Annotated in this window: 21 protein-coding genes and 1 tRNA gene; 11 read left to right on the top strand and 11 right to left on the bottom strand. The window is 67.3% G+C overall.

Going from position 1 to position 22,310, the window contains the following annotated elements:
• Positions 1-72 precede the first annotated feature (72 nt).
• Positions 73-3,582, bottom strand: coding sequence for a bifunctional proline dehydrogenase/L-glutamate gamma-semialdehyde dehydrogenase PutA (putA, locus tag EV698_RS08270; RefSeq protein ID WP_130503611.1), 3,510 nt, complete (start codon positions 3,580-3,582; stop codon positions 73-75).
• 88 nt (positions 3,583-3,670) lie between these two features.
• Between putA and EV698_RS08265 the strand changes: the two genes are divergently transcribed.
• Complete coding sequence (locus EV698_RS08265; RefSeq protein ID WP_130503610.1) at positions 3,671-4,144, top strand: Lrp/AsnC ligand binding domain-containing protein; 474 nt, start codon at positions 3,671-3,673, stop codon at positions 4,142-4,144.
• A 6-nt stretch (positions 4,145-4,150) separates the two neighbouring features.
• On the opposite strand, the gene EV698_RS08260 is transcribed toward EV698_RS08265, so the two are convergent.
• Together EV698_RS08260 and EV698_RS08255 are read right to left on the bottom strand one after the other, a co-directional pair.
• Complete coding sequence (locus EV698_RS08260; RefSeq protein ID WP_207220515.1) at positions 4,151-4,786, bottom strand: LysE family translocator; 636 nt, start codon at positions 4,784-4,786, stop codon at positions 4,151-4,153.
• 97 nt (positions 4,787-4,883) lie between these two features.
• A tRNA-Phe gene (locus EV698_RS08255) sits at positions 4,884-4,959 on the bottom strand.
• Positions 4,960-5,025: 66 nt separating this feature from the next.
• Between EV698_RS08255 and EV698_RS08250 the strand changes: the two genes are divergently transcribed.
• The gene (locus EV698_RS08250; RefSeq protein ID WP_130503609.1) at positions 5,026-6,105 is read left to right on the top strand and encodes a tRNA-queuosine alpha-mannosyltransferase domain-containing protein; all 1,080 of its coding nucleotides are present in this window, start codon (positions 5,026-5,028) and stop codon (positions 6,103-6,105) included.
• Positions 6,106-6,122: 17 nt separating this feature from the next.
• Here EV698_RS08250 and EV698_RS08245 read toward each other — a convergent pair whose 3' ends face one another.
• The 3 genes from EV698_RS08245 to EV698_RS08235 are packed head-to-tail and all read right to left on the bottom strand — an operon-like array spanning position 6,123 to position 8,916.
• Positions 6,123-6,395: an oxidative damage protection protein gene (locus tag EV698_RS08245; protein ID WP_130503608.1), complete on the bottom strand. Its 273-nt coding sequence runs from the start codon at positions 6,393-6,395 to the stop codon at positions 6,123-6,125.
• Positions 6,392-7,432, bottom strand: a complete 1,041-nt coding sequence (gene mutY, locus EV698_RS08240; protein ID WP_130503607.1) for an A/G-specific adenine glycosylase — start codon at positions 7,430-7,432, stop codon at positions 6,392-6,394. Before mutY ends, EV698_RS08245 begins: the two co-directional genes overlap by 4 nt.
• Positions 7,432-8,916, bottom strand: coding sequence for an AsmA family protein (locus tag EV698_RS08235; RefSeq protein ID WP_165385757.1), 1,485 nt, complete (start codon positions 8,914-8,916; stop codon positions 7,432-7,434). The genes mutY and EV698_RS08235 overlap by 1 nt, the downstream gene beginning before the upstream one ends.
• Positions 8,917-8,971: 55 nt before the next feature.
• Here EV698_RS08235 and modA point away from each other — a divergent pair, with 55 nt between their 5' ends.
• The 4 genes from modA to EV698_RS08215 all read left to right on the top strand — a co-directional run bounded on the left by modA (position 8,972) and on the right by EV698_RS08215 (position 11,793).
• Complete coding sequence (gene modA / locus EV698_RS08230) at positions 8,972-9,778, top strand: molybdate ABC transporter substrate-binding protein (RefSeq protein ID WP_130503605.1); 807 nt, start codon at positions 8,972-8,974, stop codon at positions 9,776-9,778.
• Complete coding sequence (modB, locus tag EV698_RS08225) at positions 9,775-10,443, top strand: molybdate ABC transporter permease subunit (RefSeq protein ID WP_130503604.1); 669 nt, start codon at positions 9,775-9,777, stop codon at positions 10,441-10,443. Before modA ends, modB begins: the two co-directional genes overlap by 4 nt.
• Positions 10,440-11,519: a molybdenum ABC transporter ATP-binding protein gene (gene modC, locus EV698_RS08220; RefSeq protein ID WP_130503603.1), complete on the top strand. Its 1,080-nt coding sequence runs from the start codon at positions 10,440-10,442 to the stop codon at positions 11,517-11,519. Before modB ends, modC begins: the two co-directional genes overlap by 4 nt.
• Before the next feature lie 91 nt (positions 11,520-11,610).
• The gene (locus EV698_RS08215) at positions 11,611-11,793 is read left to right on the top strand and encodes a hypothetical protein (RefSeq protein WP_130503602.1); all 183 of its coding nucleotides are present in this window, start codon (positions 11,611-11,613) and stop codon (positions 11,791-11,793) included.
• On the opposite strand, the gene EV698_RS08210 is transcribed toward EV698_RS08215, so the two are convergent.
• The 5 genes from EV698_RS08210 to EV698_RS08190 are packed head-to-tail and all read right to left on the bottom strand — an operon-like array spanning position 11,794 to position 17,263.
• Complete coding sequence (locus EV698_RS08210) at positions 11,794-12,825, bottom strand: proline racemase family protein (protein ID WP_207220514.1); 1,032 nt, start codon at positions 12,823-12,825, stop codon at positions 11,794-11,796.
• Entirely contained in the window at positions 12,822-14,405 is a 1,584-nt protein-coding gene (locus tag EV698_RS08205; RefSeq protein WP_130503601.1) for an aldehyde dehydrogenase (NADP(+)), read from the bottom strand. The genes EV698_RS08210 and EV698_RS08205 overlap by 4 nt, the downstream gene beginning before the upstream one ends.
• A gap of 6 nt (positions 14,406-14,411) precedes the next feature.
• Entirely contained in the window at positions 14,412-15,359 is a 948-nt protein-coding gene (locus EV698_RS08200) for a delta(1)-pyrroline-2-carboxylate reductase family protein (protein ID WP_130503600.1), read from the bottom strand.
• A 2-nt stretch (positions 15,360-15,361) separates the two neighbouring features.
• The gene (locus EV698_RS08195; RefSeq protein ID WP_130503599.1) at positions 15,362-16,363 is read right to left on the bottom strand and encodes a 4-hydroxyproline epimerase; all 1,002 of its coding nucleotides are present in this window, start codon (positions 16,361-16,363) and stop codon (positions 15,362-15,364) included.
• Between the two features lie 3 nt (positions 16,364-16,366).
• Positions 16,367-17,263: a dihydrodipicolinate synthase family protein gene (locus tag EV698_RS08190; protein WP_130503598.1), complete on the bottom strand. Its 897-nt coding sequence runs from the start codon at positions 17,261-17,263 to the stop codon at positions 16,367-16,369.
• A 91-nt stretch (positions 17,264-17,354) separates the two neighbouring features.
• On the opposite strand from EV698_RS08190, the gene EV698_RS08185 reads away from it, so the two are divergent.
• The 5 genes from EV698_RS08185 (at position 17,355) to EV698_RS08165 (ending at position 22,310) form a co-directional block, all read left to right on the top strand.
• Positions 17,355-18,035 carry a GntR family transcriptional regulator gene (locus EV698_RS08185; RefSeq protein ID WP_130503597.1) on the top strand — a complete coding sequence of 227 codons (681 nt, stop codon included), beginning with the start codon at positions 17,355-17,357 and terminating at the stop codon, positions 18,033-18,035.
• A gap of 15 nt (positions 18,036-18,050) precedes the next feature.
• On the top strand, positions 18,051-19,157 hold the full coding sequence (locus tag EV698_RS08180; RefSeq protein ID WP_130503596.1) for a cis-3-hydroxy-L-proline dehydratase: 1,107 nt from the start codon (positions 18,051-18,053) through the stop codon (positions 19,155-19,157).
• Positions 19,158-19,227: 70 nt separating this feature from the next.
• A complete protein-coding gene (locus EV698_RS08175; protein ID WP_130503595.1) occupies positions 19,228-20,346 on the top strand; it encodes a branched-chain amino acid ABC transporter substrate-binding protein in 1,119 nt (372 codons plus the stop codon).
• Positions 20,347-20,421: 75 nt separating this feature from the next.
• Positions 20,422-21,336, top strand: a complete 915-nt coding sequence (locus EV698_RS08170; protein WP_130503594.1) for a branched-chain amino acid ABC transporter permease — start codon at positions 20,422-20,424, stop codon at positions 21,334-21,336.
• A complete protein-coding gene (locus EV698_RS08165; protein ID WP_239016237.1) occupies positions 21,336-22,310 on the top strand; it encodes a branched-chain amino acid ABC transporter permease in 975 nt (324 codons plus the stop codon). The genes EV698_RS08170 and EV698_RS08165 overlap by 1 nt, the downstream gene beginning before the upstream one ends.

Below are 22,310 nucleotides of genomic sequence, written 5' to 3'. Positions count from 1 at the left end.
GCCCCCCATCATAAAAGCGCATTATTCTGGGGGGCGTACCTGGGGAAGTAAAGTTTGGCGGCGCTCAGGCCATTACTGCACCTTGGCGAGTAACTGGGCGTTACCGCCGGAGGCGGTGACATCGACACAGACATGGCGCTCGTGATTGACGTGCGCCCGATCCGGGCAACCGGTGATCACCGGCAGGATCTCGCCGTCGCGTCGGGCGAGGGCGCTGGCCAGCGCCCGCCCGGCGTCCGCATCACCCCACCAGATCACGCCGGCGAAACCGTTCAGCGTCCCGAGCGCCTCGGGATTCAGCTGCCCGGTAACCTCGATACCGACGCCACCCAGTGCCTCCACCTGGCGCCGCTGCTCGGCGGCGGCCGCGGCACCGGGGCCGAGGCACAGCAGTGGCGCCCGGGGGACATGGTAGAGCCGATTGGACTCGCCAGTGGGGCCGGGCATGTCCGTGCCCTCGGCCGGCATGGCCGCGGTGGGTGTCGCATCCAGCAGCTGCTGGACCGTGTCCGGGTCGGCCGTCGCGCTCGGCGGCTCTGTCGCCGTCTGCGGGGCAGTAGCCTGCGCGAACCGCTTGACGTAATCGGGGCCGCCCGCCTTGGGGCCGGTCCCTGACAGTCCCTCGCCCCCGAAGGGCTGACTGCCGACGATCGCGCCGATCTGGTTACGGTTGACGTAGAGATTGCCGGCATGGACCCGGTCAACGATGTGCTGGACCCGATCCTCGATCCGGGTGTGGACGCCGAAGGTCAGGCCGTAGCCGCGGGCGTTGATGGCCTCGATCACCCCGTCCAGGGCATCGGCACGGTACGTGGCGACATGCAGGACCGGACCGAATATCTCGCGCTCGAGGGCGTCGATGCCGTCAACACGGATCACCGCCGGTCCGACGAAATACCCGGTATTCGGCGCCTCGACCTGCTTGATGAGGCGGCCTTCCTGCTTCGCCGTATCGACATGCCGCTGGATGTCGGCGGCGGCGTCGGCGTCAATAACCGGACCCACGTCGGTCGACAGCTGCCAGGGGTTGCCCAGCCGCAGCTCGTCCATCGCCCCGAGCAGCATGCGCATGAAGTCATCATGCACATCCTCCTGAATGTAGAGGCAGCGCAGGGCCGAGCAGCGCTGACCGGCGGACTGGAACGCGCTGGCGATGACATCGCGCACCGCCTGCTCGTGGAGGGCGGTCGAGTCGACGATCATGGCGTTCAGACCACCGGTCTCGGCGATCAGCGGTGCGCCGGGGTCGAGATGCCCGCGCATGTTGCGATGGATCGCCCTTGCCGTATCGGTGCCACCGGTAAAGGCGACGCCGTCAATACGCTCATCCCCCGTCAGCGCCGCTCCCACCGTGGCGCCGTCGCCAGGCAGGAACTGCAGGGCCGAGGCCGGTACCCCCGCCTCGTGCATCAGGGCGATGCCCTTGGCAGCCGTCAACGGTGACTGTTCCGCGGGCTTGGCGAGCACCGCATTGCCCGCCGCCAGGGCGCCAGCGATCTGCCCGGTGAAGATGGCGAGCGGGAAATTCCAGGGCGAAATACAGGCGAAACGGCCACGCGGTGTCGGCTCGAGCGACCGGCACTGGCGGGCGTAGTAGTACAGGAAGTCGATGGCCTCACGCAGCTCACCGACCGCGTCAAGCATGTTCTTGCCCGCCTCGCGGGCGACAATGGCAAGGATCTCGCCAAAGTCCCGCTCGTAGAGCTCCGCCGCCCGCTCGAGGACGCCGGCACGCTCCCGGGCGGACGCCGTCCAGGGAAGCGCGGCGCCGATCGCCTGCTCGACTTCCGCCGCCGTGGCATCGCGGACGTGGCCGACAAGATCATCCGGATCGGCGGGGTTGGGCATGTCATGCCCGCCATGGGTATCAGTGCCGGCATCGGACCGGGTGCCGTCGCCGAGGACCGGCGCTGCCTGGAAGCGCCGGTCACGGAACGGACGCCTGGCCCCCTCGATGCAGTCGAGATCGGCCAGGTCGCCGAGATCGAAGCCCCGGGCGTTGCGGCGGCTCGGCAGGAAGATCTCCGGACCGTTGGCTAGCTTTGGATTGATCGGATGGACGACGTCGTCGAGCGCCTCGAAGGGACAGGCAACCACGGTCTCCGGCGGCACGTTCTCGTCGACGATCTGATTGACGAACGAGGAGTTGGCCCCGTTTTCAAGCAGGCGCCGGACCAGGTAGGCAAGGAGGTCGCGGTGCTCGCCTACCGGCGCATAGATCCGGCAACGCGTGCCATGACGGTGTCTGACGATATCGTGCAACCGCTCGCCCATGCCATGCAGTCGCTGGAACTCGAATGCCTCCGTCGGTACCTGCATTTCCTCGGCCATCGCCAGTACGGCCGCCACTGAATGGGCATTGTGGGTGGCGAACTGCGGATAGAGGCGATCGGTCATGCCCAGAAGCTGGCGGGATACGGCCAGGTAGCTGACATCGCTGCCCGCCTTGCGGGTAAAGACCGGGAATCCGTCCAGGCCCAGTGCCTGGGCGCGCTTGATCTCGGTGTCCCAGTACGCGCCCTTGACCAGCCGCAGCGTCATCTGGCGGTCAAGGCGCTGTGCCAGCTGATAGAGCCAGTCGACGGTGTCCGCCGCGCGCTGCCCGTAGGCCTGGATCACCATGCCAAAGCCATCCCAGTTGGCGGTGGCGGGATCCTGGAGCACGGCCTCGGCGACCTCGAGGGACAGGTTCAGTCGATCCGATTCCTCGGCATCGATGTTGAAGCCCAGTCCCTTCTCCGCCGCGAGCCGGGCAAGGGCGGTCACTCGCGGTACCAGTTCGTCCAGAACCCGGTCGCGCTGCGCGAGTTCGTAGCGCGGATGCAGCGCCGAGAGCTTCACCGAGATCCCCGGGTTGTCACGACCACTACTGTACTGGGCAGCGTTGCTGATGCGGATGATCGCGTCGCGGTAGGACTCGTAATACGTCTTCGCGTCTTCCGCCGTGCGCGCCGCCTCGCCGAGCATGTCGTAGGAGTAGGTAAAGCCCTTTTTCTCCTGCCCGCGGGCGCGCTTGAGCGCCGCCTCGATCGACTCGCCGAGCACGAACTGCCGACCCATTTCGCGCATGGCCCGCCCGACGGCGGTGCGAATGACCGGCTCGCCGAGGCGCTTGACGGCACCCCGCAGGTTACGGGTCACGCCCTGGCTCGGGTTGTCGAGGATGCGCCCGGTCAGCATGAGTGCCCAGGTCGAGGCATTCACCAGGCTGGAGCTGGAATGCCCCATATGCTGACCCCAGTCAGAGGGACGGATCTTGTCTTCGATGAGGGCATCGATGCTGGGGGCGTCCGGGACGCGGAGCAGGGCTTCGGCCAGGCACATGAGGGCGATGCCCTCGTCGGTCGACAGGCCGTACTCGGCAAGGAAGACCTCCATCAGCCCCGGGCGGGCGCTCTGGCGGATCTCCCGGACCAGGTCGGCGGCGCTGGCGACGATAGCCTGGCGCTGCTCGGGTGCAAGGTCGGCCCGGTCGACAAGCCGTTGCAGCGTCGTGATCTCCGAGCGACGCATGCCATGGGTCAGGGCCGCCGGAAGCTCGACGGGACGATCGGTCTCGAGTGCACTGATTCTTGTGTCCATGGAAGTCACAATAACCGAGAAGAAATGGTAGTTTGTCCTTAAAACAACAGATGCACTAGTCAATTGATCTTTTTTAAGGGGTAATAAAGTGACAGACGAACCTGCCAGGACGGCGGCGCTCGATCGCCTGGACCAGACAATCCTGCGCGTGCTGTCGGTCAACGGCCGGATCAGCGTGGCCGAGCTGGCACGGCGCATCGGCCGCTCCAAGACTCCGACCCAGGCGCGGTTGCAGCGGCTGGAGAAAAACCGTGTGATCCGGGGCTATCGGGCCATCCTCGATCCGATCGGGATCGGTGCGGCCCATGTGGCGTTTGTCGAAGTGCGCCTGTCAGATACGCGCGAATCCGCGCTGAAGGATTTCAACGAGGCCGCTCGGGGCGTTCCGGAGATCGAGGAATGCCACCTGATCGCGGGAGGGTTCGACTATCTGCTCAAGGTGCGCACACCGGATATCTCGAGCTATCGCCGGGTGCTTGCGGACTCGATCTCCAGCCTGCCCCATGTCGCCTCCACCAGTACCTACGTCGCGATGGAGGCGGTCAAGGAACTCGGCCCCTGAAAACCCTCAGGCGAGCAGCAGGTCGTAGGCGATCTTGAGCGCGAATCCCAGAAACGCCATACCGGCGAGCCGCTCGATCCAGTGCTGATGGTCCTCGAGCCGAACCAGCAGGCCCGTGGAGGCGGTGACCAGGCTGATCGTCGAGAACCAGGCCATGGCGCAGGTCCCGACGATGGCGATGACTGCGGCGATGATGATCGGCGGTGTCTCGGGTTTGAAGGCGCTACCGAAGATGCTGGCGAAAAAGACGATGGCCTTGGGGTTGGTCAGATTGACGAGTAGTCCCAGAAGGAGCGGGTTCCGGGGGCCACCCGGGGCATTCACCGGCTCTGCCTCGATATGCCGGACGGGCGATCGCGTCAGCAGAAGACGGAGGCCGAGATAGCCCAGAAAGAGCGCACCACCGGTGCGGATGACCACCTCGAACCAGTCGAAGCGACTGGTGAGCGTCGACAGCCCGATGGCGCTGAGCGCCGCGTAGAACGTAATGCCGATGCTCACCCCCAGGGCGGTCAGCACGCCCGCGCGGGTGCCACGGCCGATGGTATTGCGCACCACCGCCACGAAATCCGGACCCGGCAGCATCAGCGCCGGCGAGAAAACGGCGAACACGCCGAGAATCGGGAAAAGGGACTGCATCATTCGCTCACCAGGCCGTCACCGCGTGTGATACCGGAATAATGGTCGACGATGCTGCAAGGTGGTCCACGGGCAGGAAGAGGAAATACCAAAAAGGGGTTGGTGGCCAGGGAGAGAATCGAACTCCCGACACGACGATTTTCAGTCGTCTGCTCTACCGACTGAGCTACCTGGCCATCGGAGATGAGTATTCAAACCGATGCGCCGGGACGGGTCAAGGTCGAGCGCCTATAATCGCGCTCATGACACGACGTATCCTCCTCCTCTCCGCCTACCAGGCCGACAGCCACGCCTGGTGGACGGGCTGGCTTCAACAGGCCTTTCCCGAAATCGAGTGGCGACTGCTGACGCTGCCCGGGCGGCATTTCAAGTGGCGCATCCGCGGCAACCCGCTGTCCTGGCTCGATCAAATCGAGGCGGCCAGCGAGGGCGTCGACCGGGTCATCGCCACCTCCATGGTGGACCTGGCGACGCTGCGCGGCCTCTACCCGCCCCTCGCCGGGCTGCCGACCGATTACTACTTCCACGAAAATCAGTTTGCCTATCCCGTCGGGCCGGACCAGCGGCCATCACTGGAGCCACAGATCGTCCAGCTCTACGGCGCGCTGGCGGCGGATCGCTTGCTGTTCAACTCCGAATGGAATCGCACCAGCTTTCTGGAGGGCGTCGGGACATTGCTCCGCCGCATGCCCGACGCGGTGCCATCGAGGATCGTCGAGCGCCTCGCGCCGCGTGCCCACGTCGTGCCTGTCCCGATAACGCCGGTCGAATCGGCGCCGAGTAGTGCTGCCGATCATGGTCAACGCGTCGACCGCGATCCACGCCTGATCCTCTGGAATCACCGCTGGGAGTACGACAAGGCGCCGGAGGTGTTCGCCGAGGCGTTGCTGGCACTGGCCGATCGCGGCGTAGAGTTCCGCCTGGCATTGCTGGGGGGCCGTCCGGCCCGGACGCCGGCGGCACTGGCGCGGATCGAAGAGGCACTGAGCGATCGCATCGTCGCCAATGGCCGCGTCCCGCGAGCCGACTACGATGCGTTACTGCGACGCGCCGGGATCGTGCTGAGCACCGCCATCCACGAGTTCGAGGGGCTGGGCATGCTCGAGGCCACGGCGGCCGGTGCTACGCCGCTGGTGCCTGATGCCCTGGTCTATCCCGAGCAGTACCCGGCGGTGCATCGCTATCCCGCCGGCGATGCCGGCGCCCTGGCGGCACGGCTTGCCGACTGGCTCGCCCACAGTCCGCCCGCCGCGCCGGATGTCAGCGCCTGGACGGCAACCGCCCTGCGGCCTCGCTGGGCGGCGATGCTGGACGGCGCGTAACCCGCCTCATCGACGGTTCACTCGTCGGGCTGATAGTCCGGCGGCGGTGCCGAGCCGGGGCCGAAGAAGAACTTCTCCATCTCCTGCTCGAGGAATTGCCGGGCCTTCGGGTCCATGGGCGATAGGCGGTACTCATTGATGAGCATGGTCTGGTGGCCGACCCACATCTTCCAGCCCTCCTGACTGACGTTCTCCAGGATCCGCTGGCCGAGTTCGCCGGGATAGGGTTGGCGCTTGAGTCGCTGGCCTTCGCGACCGAGTTTGATGCAGTGGATGGTGTCATCGCTCATGTCGGGGACTCCTCTTGATGGAGTAGGCGTTGCACCGGGGCCGGCAGCCCGGGTGCGCTGTCTGCGTGCGGGTTATACCAGAGCCGGTCGGCGTCCTCGATGCCGTGATCGGACAGCAGCCGTGCGCGGACCGGCTGAATGGTCAGGCTGAAATGCGTGAACTCGTGGCGCAGCGGCGGCAGTGCGTCATCCACCAGCTCGATCTCCAGTCGGCGCTCATCCCGCGCCCAGTCCTCGGTCGGGGGTGTCGCCTCGGGCAGCGACCAGAGCCCGGCCCAGATCCCGGTAGGTGGTCGGCGCTCGAGCAGAATCCCCTGGGGGCCGTGGATGATCATCATGGTGGTGGTTCGCAGCGGTTTCTCGCGCTTCGGCTTGCGACCGGGATAGGCGCCCGGGTTGCCCTGCGCGAACGCCTGGCAGCCCGACTGCAGCGGGCAGTGCGGACACCGGGGCTGCCGGGTACAGACCGTGGCGCCCAGGTCCATCATCGCCTGGTTGAAGTCACCCGTTCGCTGCGCGGGGGTTACCGCCTCGCTGCGCGCCCAGAGCGCCTTCTCGTTGGCGCTGCGGCCGGGCCAGCCGGGGATGGCGAAGTAGCGCGCCAGTACCCGTTTGACGTTGCCATCGAGGATGGCATGAGGCGCATCGCGCGACAGCGACAGGATGGCGGCGGCGGTGGACCGGCCGATGCCCGGCAGATCGGCCACGGCGTCCCGCATGTCGGGAAACTCCCCGCCGTACTCCGCCACCAGGCGCCGGGCACAGTCATGCAGGTTGCGGGCCCGGGCGTAGTAGCCCAGCCCCGCCCAGTGGGCGAGGACCTCGTCGCGATCCGCCGCCGCCAGGGTCTCCACGTCGGGGAAACGGGCCATGAACCGCTCGAAATAGGGGATGACCGTCGCGACCTGGGTCTGCTGGAGCATCACCTCCGAGATCCACACGCGATAGGGCGTCGCCGGGTGCTGCCAGGGCAGGTCATGCCGCCCGTGCTGGTCGAACCACGCGAGCACCGCCCCGGCGAACCCCTCGGGCGCCATCAGTTGAACAGGCCCTCCAGCCGGTCACGGACCTTGTCGACCTCCTCTTCCACCCGCTCGCGGATCTGCGTGCCCTGGCTCTCCTGGATCACCCGGGCGATATCGAGACGGATTTTCGGATCCGCCCAGTTACCCTCGATCCGCAGCGGAATGGACACGCCGCGCAGCTCTTCCGGCGGCTGGCCACCCTGTCCCTGCAGGCTGCCGACCACATCGACGTTCAGCGAGAGTGCCAGGGTCTGCTCGACCAGGTCGGTCTGGCCGTCGCCGCGGATGCGCAGCACCGGCGAGTCCATGGCGATGTCGTCGGTGCGGGCAATACCGTCACGGACCGTTACGCTGCCGGTTAGGCTGGTGAAGTCGGTGCTCGGGTTCTCGTCTTCGGGGGGTGGTGTCTCGCCCTGGACCCGTGCCAGGGCGGCACGGATCAGCCGGGCGATGTTCACGCCCTGGAAGGCGCCATCGCGGATGCTGAAGTCGCCGTCGGCGTTGAGGGTGGCGAGCGGCGCGTCACCGGCCGACAGCGCCATGTCGCCACTGGCGTTGATGCCCGCCGTGCCCGTGAGGCGCTCGAAGCCGGTCAGGGCGGTCAGCAGGGGACCCATCGCCACGCCGTTCAGGCCCTCGTTGAAGGCGAGCGGCATCCGGCTACTTTGGGTACCGAGGCGGATATCGCCGCCGTAGTCACCCTCGTAGAAGCGGGCGGACAGGGGATAGACGCGCCAGCCCCCGTCGGTGGGTGCGATATCGGCGCTTAGCTCGGTGATGGTCAGGTCGTTGGCGCGCAGGTCGGTGTCGCGTAGCGACAGGCTGCCGTCGCGACGAAACACCAGGTCGCCGTCGATGCGGGTGTCCCACTGCTCGCCGTTACGCTTAACCATCGCCTCGAGGCTGATGGGGGCGGTCCGGCCGAGGGCGATGGCGCCCAGGTCGAGGTTGAGCGGATCGATGGTCAGGCTGTCACCGGTGGTGGCGTCGGTATAGCGCACCCGCCCGCCGGACAGATCGATGCCGCCCAGGCTCAGCCCGGCCAGCCAGTCGGGCAGGGCGCCGCCGCCGCTCGCGCCGGCGTCCACGGTCTCGGCCTGGCCCCCGGCGCCGGCGAACGCCCAGTTGGCATCGCCCGCCTCGTTGCGGATCAGGTTGATAACGGGCCGGTCGATGCGCAGGGTCTCGAGCTCGATTTCGCCGGAGAGCAGCGGCATGACGGCCATGCCGGCACTGACACCCTCGGCGGTGACCAGCGGCTCATCGCCGAAGCCGCCACCGCTGCCCAGCCGGATGCCGCCCAGGTCGATGGCGAGCCGCGGGAAAAGGCTCCAGCCGATCTCGTCGTCAATGGCGAACGACCGGCCCAGCTGGTCCTCGACCGCGGTGGTGATCCGGTCGCGGTAGTCGTTGGGGTCGAAGAGCAGGGCGACGGCCGCCACGGCGATAACGATCAGCCCGACGAGGCCGCCGAGCACGATGAATAGCATTCTCATGGAATGGTTCTCTTGTTGGTATGCTTGTTCGGAATCATAACGCCGAAAGGGAAAAATGGGCGATCGGACGATGCGCGGGCCGCGAAAGGGACGGTGCCAGACACTGCGGCAGTGGCTGCTCGCCATGGCGCTACTGACGGCGGCCGTGCCGGCGGGCGCGGCGCCGCTGCATGTCGCCGTCGCCTCGAACTTCCTCACGCCGCTGGAGACCCTGGCCGACGCCTTCGCCGAGCAGGGTGGGGGTGAGCTGCTGATCAGTGCCGGGGCCACCGGCCAGCTCTACACACAGATTACCAACGGCGCCCCCTATGACGTCTTCCTGGCGGCGGATCAGGCCCGTCCCCAACGCCTGGTGGACGAGGGGCTGGCCCGCGCCGATCGGCATATCACCTATGCCCGCGGCCAGCTGGTGCTCTGGGCCCGGCCCGGCATCGCGCTGCCGGCAAAGGGCCTGGCCGGGCTACGGCCCGAATTGGTGACCCGTCTCGCCATCGCCAATCCAGCGCTGGCGCCGTATGGCCGCGCCGCGCGGGAGGCGCTGGAGGCGACCGGTCAGTGGGCGGCACTGGAAGATCGCATCGTCCAGGGGCAGAACGTCGGCCAGGCGTTCCAGTATCTCGCCACTGGCAATGTCAGCCATGCGCTGGTGGCGGCGTCCTACACCCGGCACGACAACCGCCCGGCGGGCGCACACCAGGTGGTTGATACGGACTGGCATGCCCCGGTTCGCCAGGATGCAGTCATTCTCGAGCGGACCGATTCGCCCGACCAGGCGCTGGCGTTTCTCGCGTTTATGCAGGGTCCGGCCGCCACGGGTATCCTGCAGGATTTCGGTTATCAGCCTATGGATGAATCCCAATGAATCTCACCCCGGTGTGGATCAGTCTGCAGCTCGCGAGCGTCACCGTTGCGGTGCTGCTGGTGCTGGGAACGCCGCTCGCCTGGTGGCTGGCGATGGGCCGCAGCCGCTGGCGGGTGCCGGTGGATGCCCTGGTCGCCCTGCCGCTGGTGCTGCCGCCCACCGTGCTGGGCTTTTACATGCTCATCCTGCTCGGGCCCGACGGGCCGGTCGGGGGGCCGTGGCTGGCGGTGACCGGCAACACGCTGACCTTCAGCTTTACGGGGCTGGTGATTACCTCGGTGCTCTATTCGCTGCCGTTCGTGGTCCAGCCGCTGCGCGATGCTTTCAGCAGCGTCGGCGGGCGACCGCTGGAGACCGCCGCCATGCTCGGTGCAAGCCCGCGGGATGCATTCCTGACGATCGCCTGCCCGCTGGCGAGGCGGGGGTTCGTGACGGCGGGGGTGCTCGGCTTTGCCCATACCCTGGGGGAATTCGGCGCGATCCTGATGGTGGGCGGCAGTATTCCCGGCGAGACGCGGGCGGTCGCCATCGCGATCTTCGAGCATGTCGAGACCCTCGAATACGGTGCGGCCCATGCGCTGTCCGCCGGGTTGCTGGTGTTCTCGTTCGTCGCGCTGCTGGGGATTTACACCCTCAACGGACGCCGGGTGGGGGTGAGCGTATGACCGCCGCCGCGCTCGAATTCGATGTAACGCTGGATCGACCCGGCTTCAGCCTCGCCGCCGAGGGCCGGCTGGAACCCGGCGTGACAGCGCTCTTCGGCCATTCCGGCTGCGGCAAGACCAGTCTGCTGCGCTGCCTCGCCGGGCTGGAGCGCGGTTGCCGGGGCACCATCCGCCATGGCGAGCAGCCCTGGCAGAGCCGTGCGGTCGCATTGCCGCCGCATCGGCGTGCGGTGGGGCTGGTATTCCAGGACGCCCGGCTTTTCCCGCACCTGAGTGTCCGGGGCAACCTCGACTATGCCGAGCGGCGGCGGCGCGAGGATGGACCCGGCCGCGCCGAGGTCATCGACGGGCTGGGGCTGCGTAAACTGCTTGACCAGGCGCCGTCGGCGCTCTCCGGCGGCGAGGCACAGCGCGTGGCGCTGGGTCGGGCGCTGCTCGCCGGCCCGCGTCTTCTGCTGCTCGACGAGCCACTGACCGGCCTCGATAGCGCCCGCCAGCGCGAGATCATGCCGCTGCTGCGAACCATCCCCGAGCGGTTCGGGATCCCGGTTCTGTATGTCACCCACGCCCGTCACGAGGTGCTGGCGCTGGCGGACCGGATAATGCTGATGCGCGAAGGCGGCGTGCTGACCCACGCATCGGTCAGCAGCGTGTTCTCGTCGCCGGACTACTGGGCGCTGCTCGGCCAGCCCGAGCCGGTGGTGATCTGGCCGGGCCGGGTCGTCGCCCGCGATAACGACTGGGGTCTGACGGTGTTGGCCACCGATGCCGGCCGACTGCGGATCAGTGAGATCAGTGCCGATCCCGGCGACCCGGTGGCACTGCGGGTGGCGGCCCGCGACGTCGTGCTGACCCTGGAACCCCCCACCGCGACGAGTATGCTCAATAGCCTGCCGGTACGGGTGGAGTCGCTGCAGACCGTCCGCGAGGGCGTGGTGCGCGTGCAGCTGGGCGTCGGTCACAAGGCCTCGCTGTGGACCGAAGTGACGCGGCAGTCGGTGGCGGCGCTGCGACTGGAGACGGGCCGGCGCATCCATGCATTGATCAGGCCTGAAGTGCTTGGCCTTGATCATTGATAAAGGCTAATGACGCGGGGGTTTACGCCCCGCGGGCTGGGCGTCAGACTTCGCGATTTCGCAGTGCACCAAACCAGGCGGAGGCGCATCCATGGCAGGCACGTCGGAGCAGAACTGCCGGGTTGAATACCGCGGGCGGGAAATCGTGATCAGTGGCCCGGCGCGCGAGGCCCATGCCCAGGCACAACGGATCATCCGCCGCTTCGCCTGTAGTGCCGTGCCCTACCGGATGGCGCACGCCGAATCCGACCAGGTGATCCTCAAACCGGCCTGATTAGCCGGCCTGTTCCGCCAGGCGCGCCGGCAACTCGAACCCGTCCCGCAGCGGGTCGTCTCTCTCCACCTCGAACTCGCCGGCGCCGCTCCGGTATCCCGTCCCGGTGACCGTGACGATCAATCGTCCGTCCTCCCGTACCTCGCGGATCGCGCCGTCGAAGGCAATGCCGCTCAGTCCCGAGACTGCGCAGGTCTCGCCCGCTGCAATGCCGTTGTCCTGATGGGCGAGCGCCAGCCGGCCGGCAATGCCCGAGCCCGTGGCGCTGCGATCGACCTGGCCGCCGCCGAAAACGCAGAGATTACGGGTCTCGCCATTGGCCGAGGGGGCCTGGCCGTCGGTGAGCAGGCAGCCGTACAGGAACCCCAGATCGGGCGTATCTGGATGGTCGATCACGAGCTGCTCGCGGCCGGCGACGATGATCGCCCGGGCCGCCGCAATCAATGTCTCGTACGCGCTTGTGTAGAGATCGAGCCCCAGCCGGCTGGCGGGCAGGACGGCGTAGTAGGCGCCGCCGTAGGCGATATCGACATCGATGCGGCCGTGGTCTGGTAAGGAGAGTGCCTGTCCCGTTGCGCCGGCGAACACCGGTACGCTGTCAAAGCTCACCGCGCCGATCGGGCCATCGGCGGGCGTTGTCACGCGCACCGCGACCGGGCCGCAGGGGCATTGCAGATGAAAGTGGGTGACCGGCGGGGTCGGGGTCACGCGACCGGTCTCGAGCACCCAGCGGCCAAGGGCGATCGTGGCGTGGCCGCACATGGTGCTGTAGCCCTCGTTGTGCATGAACAGAACCGCCAGCGCACAGTCCGGGTGGTCGGGCTCGGTGGGCCAGACGCCATACATGTCGGCATGACCGCGGGGCTCGAGCATGAGATGCCGGCGGACGGCATCGTGCCGCTCCATGGCATCGCGGCGCTTGTCGAGCAGTGTTTCGCCGGCGAGCGTCGGCGCCCCGCCGGTAATGATGCGCACCGGCTCGCCGGCGGCATGCAGGTCGGTATAGCGGTAACGCCGGGTCTCGGCGGTCAATGCGCCGCTCCGGGTTGGTCGACACCATCCACGCGACGAGGCAGCCCGAGGGGATTGTCGTCCCGCAGGGTCGGCGGCAGCGCTGCGGGCGGCATGTCCTGCAGGGCTACCGGGCGCAGGAATCGCTCGATCGCGCGGGTCCCTACCGAGGTGGTGCGGCTGTCCGTGGTCGACGGGTAGGGGCCGCCATGGACCATCGCCTCGCCCACCTCGACACCGGTGGGAAAGCCATTGAACAGGACCCGGCCCGCACGCTGCTCGAGCCGGGTGATCAACGCCGCCTGGTCGTCGAGCTCGCTGTCGCGGGCATGGATACCTGCGGTGAGCTGCCCGACCAGCCCCTCGGCGACGGTCTCGAAGCCGGTGGCGTCATCCAGCGTGACCACCAGCACCGCCGGGCCGAACACCTCGTCGGCGAGGTCCGGCTGCGCGTTGAGTATCTCGGCAGCGGTGATAAAGGCCGTGGCCCGGGCCCGATGCTCGGCACTGTCGCCGGCCGCGAGCCGCTCCACGCCCTCGGCCGCCGCGAGCCGTTCACAGCCCGCCTCGAAGGCGGCGAGGATACCGCTATGCAGCATGATCGCCGGCGCCATCGCCTCGACCGCCTGGATCAGCTGTTCGCGAAAGGTCTCGAAGCCCTCGCCCCGGCGCACGAAGACCAGGCCGGGCTTTGTGCAGAACTGCCCGCAGCCCAGCGCCACCGAGCCGGCCAGTCCCCGGGCGATGGCCTCGGGCCGGTCGGCGAGGGCGCCGGGCAGGACGAATAGCGGGTTCACGCTCCCCATCTCGGCATGCACCGGGATGGGTCGGTCACGTTCGGCGGCGATGCGCTGCAGGGCCAGTCCACCGCGCTGCGAGCCGGTAAAGCCCACGGCCTCGATGGCCGGATGGCGGACCAGTGCCGCCCCCAGGTCATGCCCGGCGCCCTGCAGCATCGAGAACACGCCCGCCGGCAGATCGCTGTCGGCAACGGCCGCCTCCACCGCCTCGGCGGCGAGCGCCGAGGTGCCGGGATGCGCCGGATGCGCCTTCACCACCACCGGGCAGCCCGCCGCCAGGGCGGAGGCGGTGTCGCCGCCGCAGACCGAGAACGCCAGCGGGAAATTGCTGGCGCCGAACACCGCGACCGGACCCAGCGGGATGTTGCGCTGGCGCAGATCGGGTTTGGGGGCCGGTTGCCGGTCGGGATCGCCGTGATCGATGCGCACCCCCAGGAAGCCGCCCTCGCGCACGACCCGGGCGAACATCCGCAGCTGACCCGTGGTTCGAGCGAGCTCGCCGCGAATGCGCGGCTCGGGCAGGCCGGTCTCGGCGCCGGCACGCTCGACAAACGCATCGGCACGGGCCTCGAGTCCTTCGGCAATGGCCTCGAGGAGGCCGGCCCGCGTCGCAAGCGGGGCGTCGGCGAAGCGATCGGCCGCCGCTGCCGCGGCCTGGCAGGCCGCATCGATTTCCTCCGGCGTTGCCTCGACGAACGCTGGCGCGAGTCGCTCGCCGCTGGCGGCGTCCTCGGCCTGGAAGGTCGCGTGGCCGGCTGCACGGCGTGCACCGGCGATGAATTGATCGGTGGTCAGAGTCATATGCGGTTACCGGCTGGACGAAGTGGGTTGTGTCGGCATGGCGGCGACCAGGACCCGACCGGCGGCCAGGTCCCAGAGCGACTGGCCGACGCTCTTGAAGATAACGGGGCCGTCGCCGGGCGGTCGGGTGTTGTCGAGGACCACCGCCTCCAGCGTGGTCGCCCGATCCCAGTCGAAATGCCCCGAGGCACGGGCCTTGATCAGGTCGCCCGCCTCGTCCCGGGCGCCTTCGGCGCTGTCGATGACGATCCGGCCCTGCGCGATCAGCTCAGGCGGGATCTCGGCCATGTGGGCGCGGAATGCCCCCACGGCGGCCACGAAGGTGTCGGCAGGCAGTGACGCCGGCAGGATGGGCGCGGTGGCGGTCGTGGCGGCCACGATCAGGCGTACCTGCTCGAGGACCGTTGCCGGGTCATCGATCACCGTGACGTCCATCCCGGCCCGGTTCATCTCCGTGGCGAGGGCCTCGGCCCGTGACCGGGTGCGCGAGGTTAGATAGGCCCGGCGCACGCCGAGCCCGTCCCGGAATGCCTCGAGATGCGTCCGCGCCTGTGTGCCGGCGCCATAGACGAGGACCGGAGTATCAGTGCGCGGGGCCAGGTGCTGCGCGGCGAGCAATGAGACCGCGGCGGTGCGCCGGGCCGATACCGCACCGCCATCCACCAGCAGCCGGCGCTCGCCGGTGGCGGCATCCAGCACCACCATCTCGCCCTGGATGGTGGGTCGCTGGTGGCGGCCGTTATGCGGATGGACCGTGACCAGCTTGGTGATCGCAATCTGCGAGTCGGTGGCCGGCATCAGCAGGAGCGTGCCGCCCTCGGCCAGCGACATGGCGCCACGGGGCGGGCATTCGGTGTCGCCCGCCCGGGCGCTGGCGAGGATGTCGGCACAGGCGTCGGCCACGGCCTGGTAGTCGAGTCGCGCGAGTGTCTGTTCGCGATCGAGGAACTGCATGGTCAGTTCACCGAAAAGCCGTGGGCGAAGGGATCGCGATCATCGATGAAGATCGTGTTGTAGCCGGTGACCCGGGCCCAGCCGCTGATCCGCGGCCGGATGCCGGCGTGTGGACCAACGGTCTCGGTGGCGATCACCTCGCCGGTGAAGAGGCTGCCGATCACGCTCTCGTGCACGAACCGATCCCCCACCGCCAGTCGGCCGCGTCCATTGAGCTGGGCCATCCGGGCCGAGGTGCCGGTACCACACGGCGACCGGTCGATGGCGCGGTCGCCGTAGAACACCGCGTTGCGGGCATCGGCGCCCGGGTCATGGGCGGGCCCGGTCCACATAACGTGCGATACGCCGTGAATGGTCGGGTCGTCGGGGTGGACGGGATCGACGATCGCGTTCAGGCGCCGGCGCACCTCCGGGGACAGGCGCAGGATGTCGTCGATGCGCAGGCTGTCGAGGCCGTCGAATCCGGGCTGGGGGTCGAAGATGGCGTAGAAGTTGCCCCCGTAGGCGATATCGCAGCGCAACAGGCCCAGTCCGGGGACCTCTACCTCGACGTCGGTGGCCTCGAGCCAGGCCGGGACGTTGCGCAGGCTCACCGATTCGACGAATCGCCCCCGCTGGTCATAGGTCACGTCCACCCGGCCCGCCGGGGTCTCGAGCGCCAGCGCGCCGGGTATCGCGGGGTCGACCAGCCCCTCCTCGATGGCGGTGGTAACCGTGCCGATGGTGCCGTGGCCGCACATCGGCAGGCAGCCCGAGGTCTCGATGAACAGGACCCCGAGCTCGCAGTCGGGCCGGGTGGGCGCGTAGAGGATCGAGCCCGACATCATGTCGTGACCGCGGGGCTCGAACATCAGCCCCTGGCGGATCCAGTCGTGATGGGCGAGGAAGTCCTGCCGGTAGTCACTGAGGCTCTCGCCGCGCAGGCGCGGACCGCCTCCGGCGACGACCCGGACCGGATTGCCGCAGGTATGCCCGTCGATGCAGAAAAACGTATGCCGTGCCATGGATCAGACCGACGGCCGGGCGGCGAGGGCCTTTTCGATGATGGCGCTTACCCGGTCGCGCTCGTCACCGACGAGGGGTAGACGCGGGGGGCGGACCGTTTCGCTGCCCCGGCCGGCGATCTGCTCCGCGAGCTTGATCATCTGTACGAGCTTGGGGTGGGTGTCCATGTGCAGCGAGTCCATCATCCAGCGATAGATGCGCACCGCGGGCTCGAGGCGTCCCGCCTGCAGATGGTCGTAGATCGCCACGCTCTCGCGCGGGTAGACGTTCGCGAAGCCGGATACCCACCCGATCGCGCCGACCGTCATGCACTCCAGCGCCACGTCATCGACGCCGGCCATGATCGCGAGGGCCTCGGGGGCGAGATTGATGAGGTCGTTGATCCGGCGCGGATCCTCGGAAGACTCCTTGACCGCGACGATATTCGGTGTCGCCGAGAGCTCGATCAGTGTCTCCGGGTCGATGTCGATGCCGTAGGAGGCGGGATTGTTGTAGATCATCGCGGGCAGCGAGCAGGCCTCGGCGACGCTGCGGATATGGGTGACGAGCTCGCGACGGTCCGCCTTGTAGACCATCGCCGGCAGGATCATGATGCCGTTCGCGCCGATGGCCTCGACATCGCGGACGAACCGGCAGGCGGTATCGGTGGTGTACTCGGCCACGCCGGTAATGACCGGGACGCGACCGTCACTTGCCCGGCAGGCGGCACGAATGACCTCGAGCTTCTCGTCGGCGGATAGCGAGGTGTTCTCGCCGCAGGTGCCGAGCATGACCAGCCCGTGCACGCCATCGCGGACGAGGTTGTCGACAACCCGCTCGGTCGCCTCGATGTCGAGCCGGTGATCGGGATGGAACTGCGTGGTGACAGCCGGATAGATGCCGCGCCAGTCAGGGGTCATGGGCCTTTCCTCCTCAGGTAAGTGACCGTGCTTCTTGCTGGCCATCGTATATTGTATAAAGTTATCGAGCGGGATAGGGATGGTCAATGCTATGAATCTGCACAGTGGCGGTGAACGGCAGACCGTGGCCGGCATGCTCGTCAGCGAGATGCGCGCGCGGATTCTCAACCTGGAATTCCCCGAGGGCGTGGCGCTGCGCCAGGACAGCCTTGCCGCCGAGTTCGGGGTAAGCCGCATCCCCTTGCGCGAGGCGCTGTTGCAGCTCGAGGGCGAGGGGCTCGTCACGCAGACGGCCCACAAGGGCTACGCCGTGAGTGTCCTGTCGCTCGAAGAGATCCGCGAGATCTTCGATCTGCGCGCGCTCATCGAGGTGGACTTGCTCCAGCGGGCGCTGCCGCATATCACCTCGGCGGTGATCGCCGAGGCACGCCAGGTGCTCGCGCAGTTCGACGAGAGCCTGGCCGCCCCGTCCGCCGAGCGCCAGTGGGGGCATTTCAACTGGCGGCTCCATGCGACCCTGTGTGCGCCGGCCGGGCGGCATCGCAGCCTCGACATCCTGCGCAAGCTCCACCGCAATGCCGATCGCTATCTGCGCCTGCAACTCAATCTCTCCGAGCACAACAACGCCCGGGCGCGGGAGGAGCACCAGCGGCTCGTCGCACTCTGTGAGCAGCGCGACAACGCCGAGGCCAGCCGACTGCTCAACGAACACATCCTTGCCGCCCGCGACGATCTGCTCGAGTTCCTCTCGGCGCGCCGGGCCCATGACTGAGAAAGAGCCCCCTCCATGAAAATCACCGCGATCAATATCTATCAGATCGATCTGCCTCTCAGCGAGGGGCGCTACGCCTGGTCGGGCGGCAACAGCGTCGAGGTCTTCGACTCGACGGTCGTCGAGATCGAGACCGATGCGGGGCTCACCGGTGTCGGCGAGGTCTGCCCGCTCGGCCCCGCCTATCTGCCGGCCTATGCCGAGGGGGCGCGGACCGGCCTGCAGATGCTCGCGCCGCAGCTGATCGGGCTTGATCCGACCCGGCCGATGCAGATCAGCCACCACCTCGATCGCGCGCTGCGTGGCCACAACTACGTTAAATCGCCGATCGATGTCGCCTGCTGGGATCTCCTCGGCAAGGCGACGGGGCAGCCGGTCTGTCACCTGCTGGGCGGGCGCTATGGCGAGTCGATCGGACTCTATCGCGCCATTTCCCAGCAAAGCCCCGAGCAGATGGCCGAGCGCTGCCGCCAGTACCAGGACGAAGGCTACACGCGGTTCCAGCTCAAGGTCGGCGGCGATCCGGATACGGACATCGACCGCATTCATGCCTGTGCGGCGGTGATGCGCCGCGGCGACACGCTGGTAGCCGATGCCAACACGGGCTGGACCCGGCATGCGGCGATGCGGGTGGCGGCGGCGATCGCCGATCTCGACGTCACCATCGAACAGCCCTGTGCCGACTACGCAAGCTGCCTGCAGATACGCCGGGCGACCCGGCGTCCGTTTGTCCTCGATGAGTCCGTCGACGGCATGGCCTGGTTATTGCAGGGGATTAGCGACGGAGCAATGGATGTCGTCAACATCAAGATCGCGAAAGTGGGCGGACTCACCCGGGCGCATCGCATGCGCGATGTCTGCGCGGAGTCGGGGATCGCCATGACCCTCGAGGACACCTGGGGCGGGGATGTCGCGACGGCGGCCATCGCCCACCTCGCGCATTCCACGCCCGAGGCGTCGCGCTTCTCGGTTACCGACTTCAACAGCTACGTCACCCGGCCCTTTGCCACCGGGGCGCCGCAGCGCGTCGACGGCCGAATAGCCGCATCCACTGCACCAGGACTGGGCGTGGCGCTCGATCATGCAGTACTCGGTGCGCCGGTATGGCGCAGCGCAATGTAACTAGTACTTGCGTGGCGGACCCCGATCGTCTAAACCTTGAAACCGTATAAAATCTCTGGAGGCTAACCTGATGAAAACCACAATCACTGCAATTGCCACGACCGTCGCCCTGGGCGTGGGTCTGGGCGGGGTCGCACAGGCCCAGGACGATTCCATCCTGATCGGGGTTCAGGTCCCCACCACGGGCTCCGAGGCCACCTACGGTCAGGACATGTTCAATGCCGCCGAGCTCGCCGCCGAGGAGATCAACGCCAGCGGCGGGCTGCTCGGCCGCGAGATCGAGCTGATCAATGGCGACTCGGCCTGCGATCCGCAGCAGTCGGTGAACGCCGCCGGCAACCTCGTTTCGCGCGGCGTCGTGGGCATCGTTGGGGGGTACTGCTCCGGCGCCACGCTGCCAACGCTCAAGACCTACGGTGACGAGGGCCTGCCGTTCGTCATCACCGCCTCCAACTCCACCCAGCTCATTCCGGCCAACCCGGGCAACGCCTTCATGATCAACTCCACCGGGGCGGATCAGTCGAAAAAGGCCGCCGAATTTTTCGAGTCGCAGGACATCAAGCGCCTGGCAGTCATCGACCAGGGCGATTCCTACTCCCAGGACCTGGCGGATCTGACCGTCGAGCGCTGGGAGGCGATGGGCCACGAGGTGGCGACCCGCGAGACCGTCAACAAGGGTGAGCAGGACTTCTCGGCGGTGGTCAGCAATGTCCGCTCCAGTGACGCCGAGGCGGTGTTCTGGACAGCCTATTACGCCGATGGCGGCCTGATGATCCGCCAGCTCCGCCAGGGCGGCTACCGCGGCATGATCGCCGTGGGTGATGGTTCCAACTCGCCGCAGCTCTTCGATATCGCCGGTGGTGCCGCGGAGGGCGTGTTTGCCTTCTCCAACCCGACTGCCGAGTTCCTGCCCGAAGCGGCGGATTTCATCGATAACTACCAGGCCGAGTACGGCCAGAGCCCGGGTCCCTACGCACCGCTCAACTATGACGGGCTGAAGCTCATGGCCTGGGCAATGGACAAGGCCGGGACCACGGATCCGGCCGCGGTGGTCGAGGCGCTCGAGTCCACCGATGGCCAGTCCTGGCTGACCGGACCCATTCGTTTTACCGATGACAACACGCTCGCCCGCAGCAACTTCATCATTCTCCAGGGCGAGGATGACGCCTGGACGTTCTACGCGAACTAACACGGCGTCACGGGGCGCGGGTATCGCGGAGTACCCGCGCCTTTTCATTCAAGTTCGGTCAACGGGAGGCTTGGCATGCCGGCCTTTGAGACATTCCTCCAGTCCATTGTAAATGGCCTGGTGCTGGGGTCTTTCTACGCGCTCATTGCGCTTGGCTACACCATGATTTTCGGTGTTATCAAGCTTCTCAATTTCGCCCATGGCGATGTCTACATGATTGGCGCCTTTGTCGGTTTTGGCGTCCTCTCTCTGATCTCGGGGGTGGTCGGGGCCGGCTGGTTCGGTCTCGCCATCGCCATTCTGGTTTCCATGGTCGCGGTCGGCTGCCTTGGAGTGATCATCCAGCGGGTCGCCTACCAGCCCATGCTCTCGGCACCGCGGCTGTCGATCCTCATTACGGCGCTGGCGGTCTCGCTGGTGCTCCAGAACAGTGCACTCAGCCTGACCGATGGCAAGTACACCGCCTTTCGCACCGATCTCGGCTTCGGCGGGTTCGAACTCGGGCGGCTTTTCATCAGCCACCAGGCCATTGTCCTCGTCGCCATTGCGGCGCTGCTCATGATCGCACTGGAGTTTTTCGTCAGTCGCACGATGTACGGCCGTGCCATGCGGGCGGTGTCCATCGACAAGGACATGTGCCGGCTGATGGGCATCAATGTCACCCGGGTCGTGGCGATCACCTTCCTGATCGGCTCGGGGCTGGCGGCGGCGGCCGGCACCATGGCCGGCGCCTACTACGGCAGCATCTGGTATTTCATGGGCTTTCTGATCGGCCTGAAGGCGTTTACCGCCGCCGTCATCGGCGGCATCGGCAGTATCACCGGTGCCATGCTCGGCGGGCTGATCCTGGGGCTGCTCGAATCCTTCGGCACGCAAATATCGTGGATTGGCAGCGAGTGGAAGGACGTTTTCACCTTCGCCATCCTCATCCTTGTGCTGGTCTTCAAACCCACCGGCCTGCTGGGCAAATCTGAAGTGGAGCGGATGTAGTGATAAGTACTGCCAAGCTTGCTGCTGCCGGCGTCGTCGACCGCCTCTACGCCACCTTCGATAGCCCGCGCCGGCAAATGTGGCTGATGGTCGCCATTGTCGTCGTCATGGCGTTGCTGCCACTGGTGATGGGCCGTTACACGACCACCATCATGACCAACGCACTGCTCTACGTGGTGCTCGCCCTCGGGCTGAACATCGTGGTCGGCTATGCCGGCCTGCTGGATCTGGGGTATGCCGCGTTCTTCGCGGTCGGGGCATACAGCGTCGGCATCCTGACGGTGCAGTTCGACTGGAACTTCTGGCTGGCGATCCCGCCGGCGCTGCTCGCGGCCTGCATGGCCGGGGTGATCATCGGCGGGCCTACGCTGCGTCTGCGCAGCGATTACCTGGCGATCGTGACCTTGGGGTTCGGCGAGATCGTGCGCTTCAGCGCCCGGAATCTCGAGATCACCGGCCGGGCGAGTGGTCTGTCGAACATCCCCGAGCCGAGCTTCTTCGGCTATGTCATCGACAGCTACGTCGACTTCTACTACGTCTTTCTGCTGCTCGCGGTGATGGCGGTGGTAGCGAGTCACCGGCTCTATCACTCGCGGCTCGGCCGGGCCTGGCTGTACGTCCGCCACGACGAGGATGCGGCCGAGGCGATGGGCATCAACCGGGTCCGGGTCAAGCTGGCCGCGTACGTCACCGGGTCGGTGTTCGGGGCCATCGGCGGGATCTTCTTCTCGGTCAACCTCGGCGCGATCTCGCCGGAGAGCTTCAGCTTCGAGCAGTCGGTGCTGATCCTCATGGCGGTGATCCTGGGCGGGATGGGCAAGATCCCCGGCGTTATTCTCGGGGCGTTCATCATCATCCTCGGCCCGGAACTGCTGCGCGAGCTCGGTGAGCTGCGGTTGTTGCTGTTCGCCGTCATCATGCTGCTCATCATGCTCCTGCGACCCAGCGGGATCTGGCCGGAACGGCGCAACTAA

The organism is Spiribacter vilamensis (genome assembly GCF_004217415.1).
GTDB classification, from domain to species: domain Bacteria; phylum Pseudomonadota; class Gammaproteobacteria; order Nitrococcales; family Nitrococcaceae; genus Spiribacter; species Spiribacter vilamensis.
The sequence above is the reverse complement of the archived record's forward strand: the minus strand, read 5'-3'. Positions and strand labels throughout refer to the sequence as shown.

What these genes read in the sequence shown, in the direction of transcription:
- EV698_RS08170 (WP_130503594.1), top strand. Translation starts at nt 20,422, where the DNA reads ATGCCGGCCTTTGAGACATTCCTCCAGTCCATTGTAAATGGCCTGGTG.
- EV698_RS08260 (WP_207220515.1), bottom strand. Translation starts at nt 4,786, where the DNA reads ATGATGCAGTCCCTTTTCCCGATTCTCGGCGTGTTCGCCGTTTTCTCG.
- EV698_RS08205 (WP_130503601.1), bottom strand. Translation starts at nt 14,405, where the DNA reads ATGACTCTGACCACCGATCAATTCATCGCCGGTGCACGCCGTGCAGCC.
- modB (WP_130503604.1), top strand. Translation starts at nt 9,775, where the DNA reads ATGAATCTCACCCCGGTGTGGATCAGTCTGCAGCTCGCGAGCGTCACC.
- EV698_RS08175 (WP_130503595.1), top strand. Translation starts at nt 19,228, where the DNA reads ATGAAAACCACAATCACTGCAATTGCCACGACCGTCGCCCTGGGCGTG.
- mutY (WP_130503607.1), bottom strand. Translation starts at nt 7,432, where the DNA reads ATGGCGCCCGAGGGGTTCGCCGGGGCGGTGCTCGCGTGGTTCGACCAG.
- EV698_RS08195 (WP_130503599.1), bottom strand. Translation starts at nt 16,363, where the DNA reads ATGGCACGGCATACGTTTTTCTGCATCGACGGGCATACCTGCGGCAAT.
- modA (WP_130503605.1), top strand. Translation starts at nt 8,972, where the DNA reads ATGGGCGATCGGACGATGCGCGGGCCGCGAAAGGGACGGTGCCAGACA.
- EV698_RS08215 (WP_130503602.1), top strand. Translation starts at nt 11,611, where the DNA reads ATGGCAGGCACGTCGGAGCAGAACTGCCGGGTTGAATACCGCGGGCGG.
- EV698_RS08190 (WP_130503598.1), bottom strand. Translation starts at nt 17,263, where the DNA reads ATGACCCCTGACTGGCGCGGCATCTATCCGGCTGTCACCACGCAGTTC.
- modC (WP_130503603.1), top strand. Translation starts at nt 10,440, where the DNA reads ATGACCGCCGCCGCGCTCGAATTCGATGTAACGCTGGATCGACCCGGC.
- EV698_RS08250 (WP_130503609.1), top strand. Translation starts at nt 5,026, where the DNA reads ATGACACGACGTATCCTCCTCCTCTCCGCCTACCAGGCCGACAGCCAC.
- EV698_RS08200 (WP_130503600.1), bottom strand. Translation starts at nt 15,359, where the DNA reads ATGCAGTTCCTCGATCGCGAACAGACACTCGCGCGACTCGACTACCAG.
- putA (WP_130503611.1), bottom strand. Translation starts at nt 3,582, where the DNA reads ATGGACACAAGAATCAGTGCACTCGAGACCGATCGTCCCGTCGAGCTT.
- EV698_RS08245 (WP_130503608.1), bottom strand. Translation starts at nt 6,395, where the DNA reads ATGAGCGATGACACCATCCACTGCATCAAACTCGGTCGCGAAGGCCAG.
- EV698_RS08235 (WP_165385757.1), bottom strand. Translation starts at nt 8,916, where the DNA reads ATGAGAATGCTATTCATCGTGCTCGGCGGCCTCGTCGGGCTGATCGTT.
- EV698_RS08180 (WP_130503596.1), top strand. Translation starts at nt 18,051, where the DNA reads ATGAAAATCACCGCGATCAATATCTATCAGATCGATCTGCCTCTCAGC.
- EV698_RS08185 (WP_130503597.1), top strand. Translation starts at nt 17,355, where the DNA reads ATGAATCTGCACAGTGGCGGTGAACGGCAGACCGTGGCCGGCATGCTC.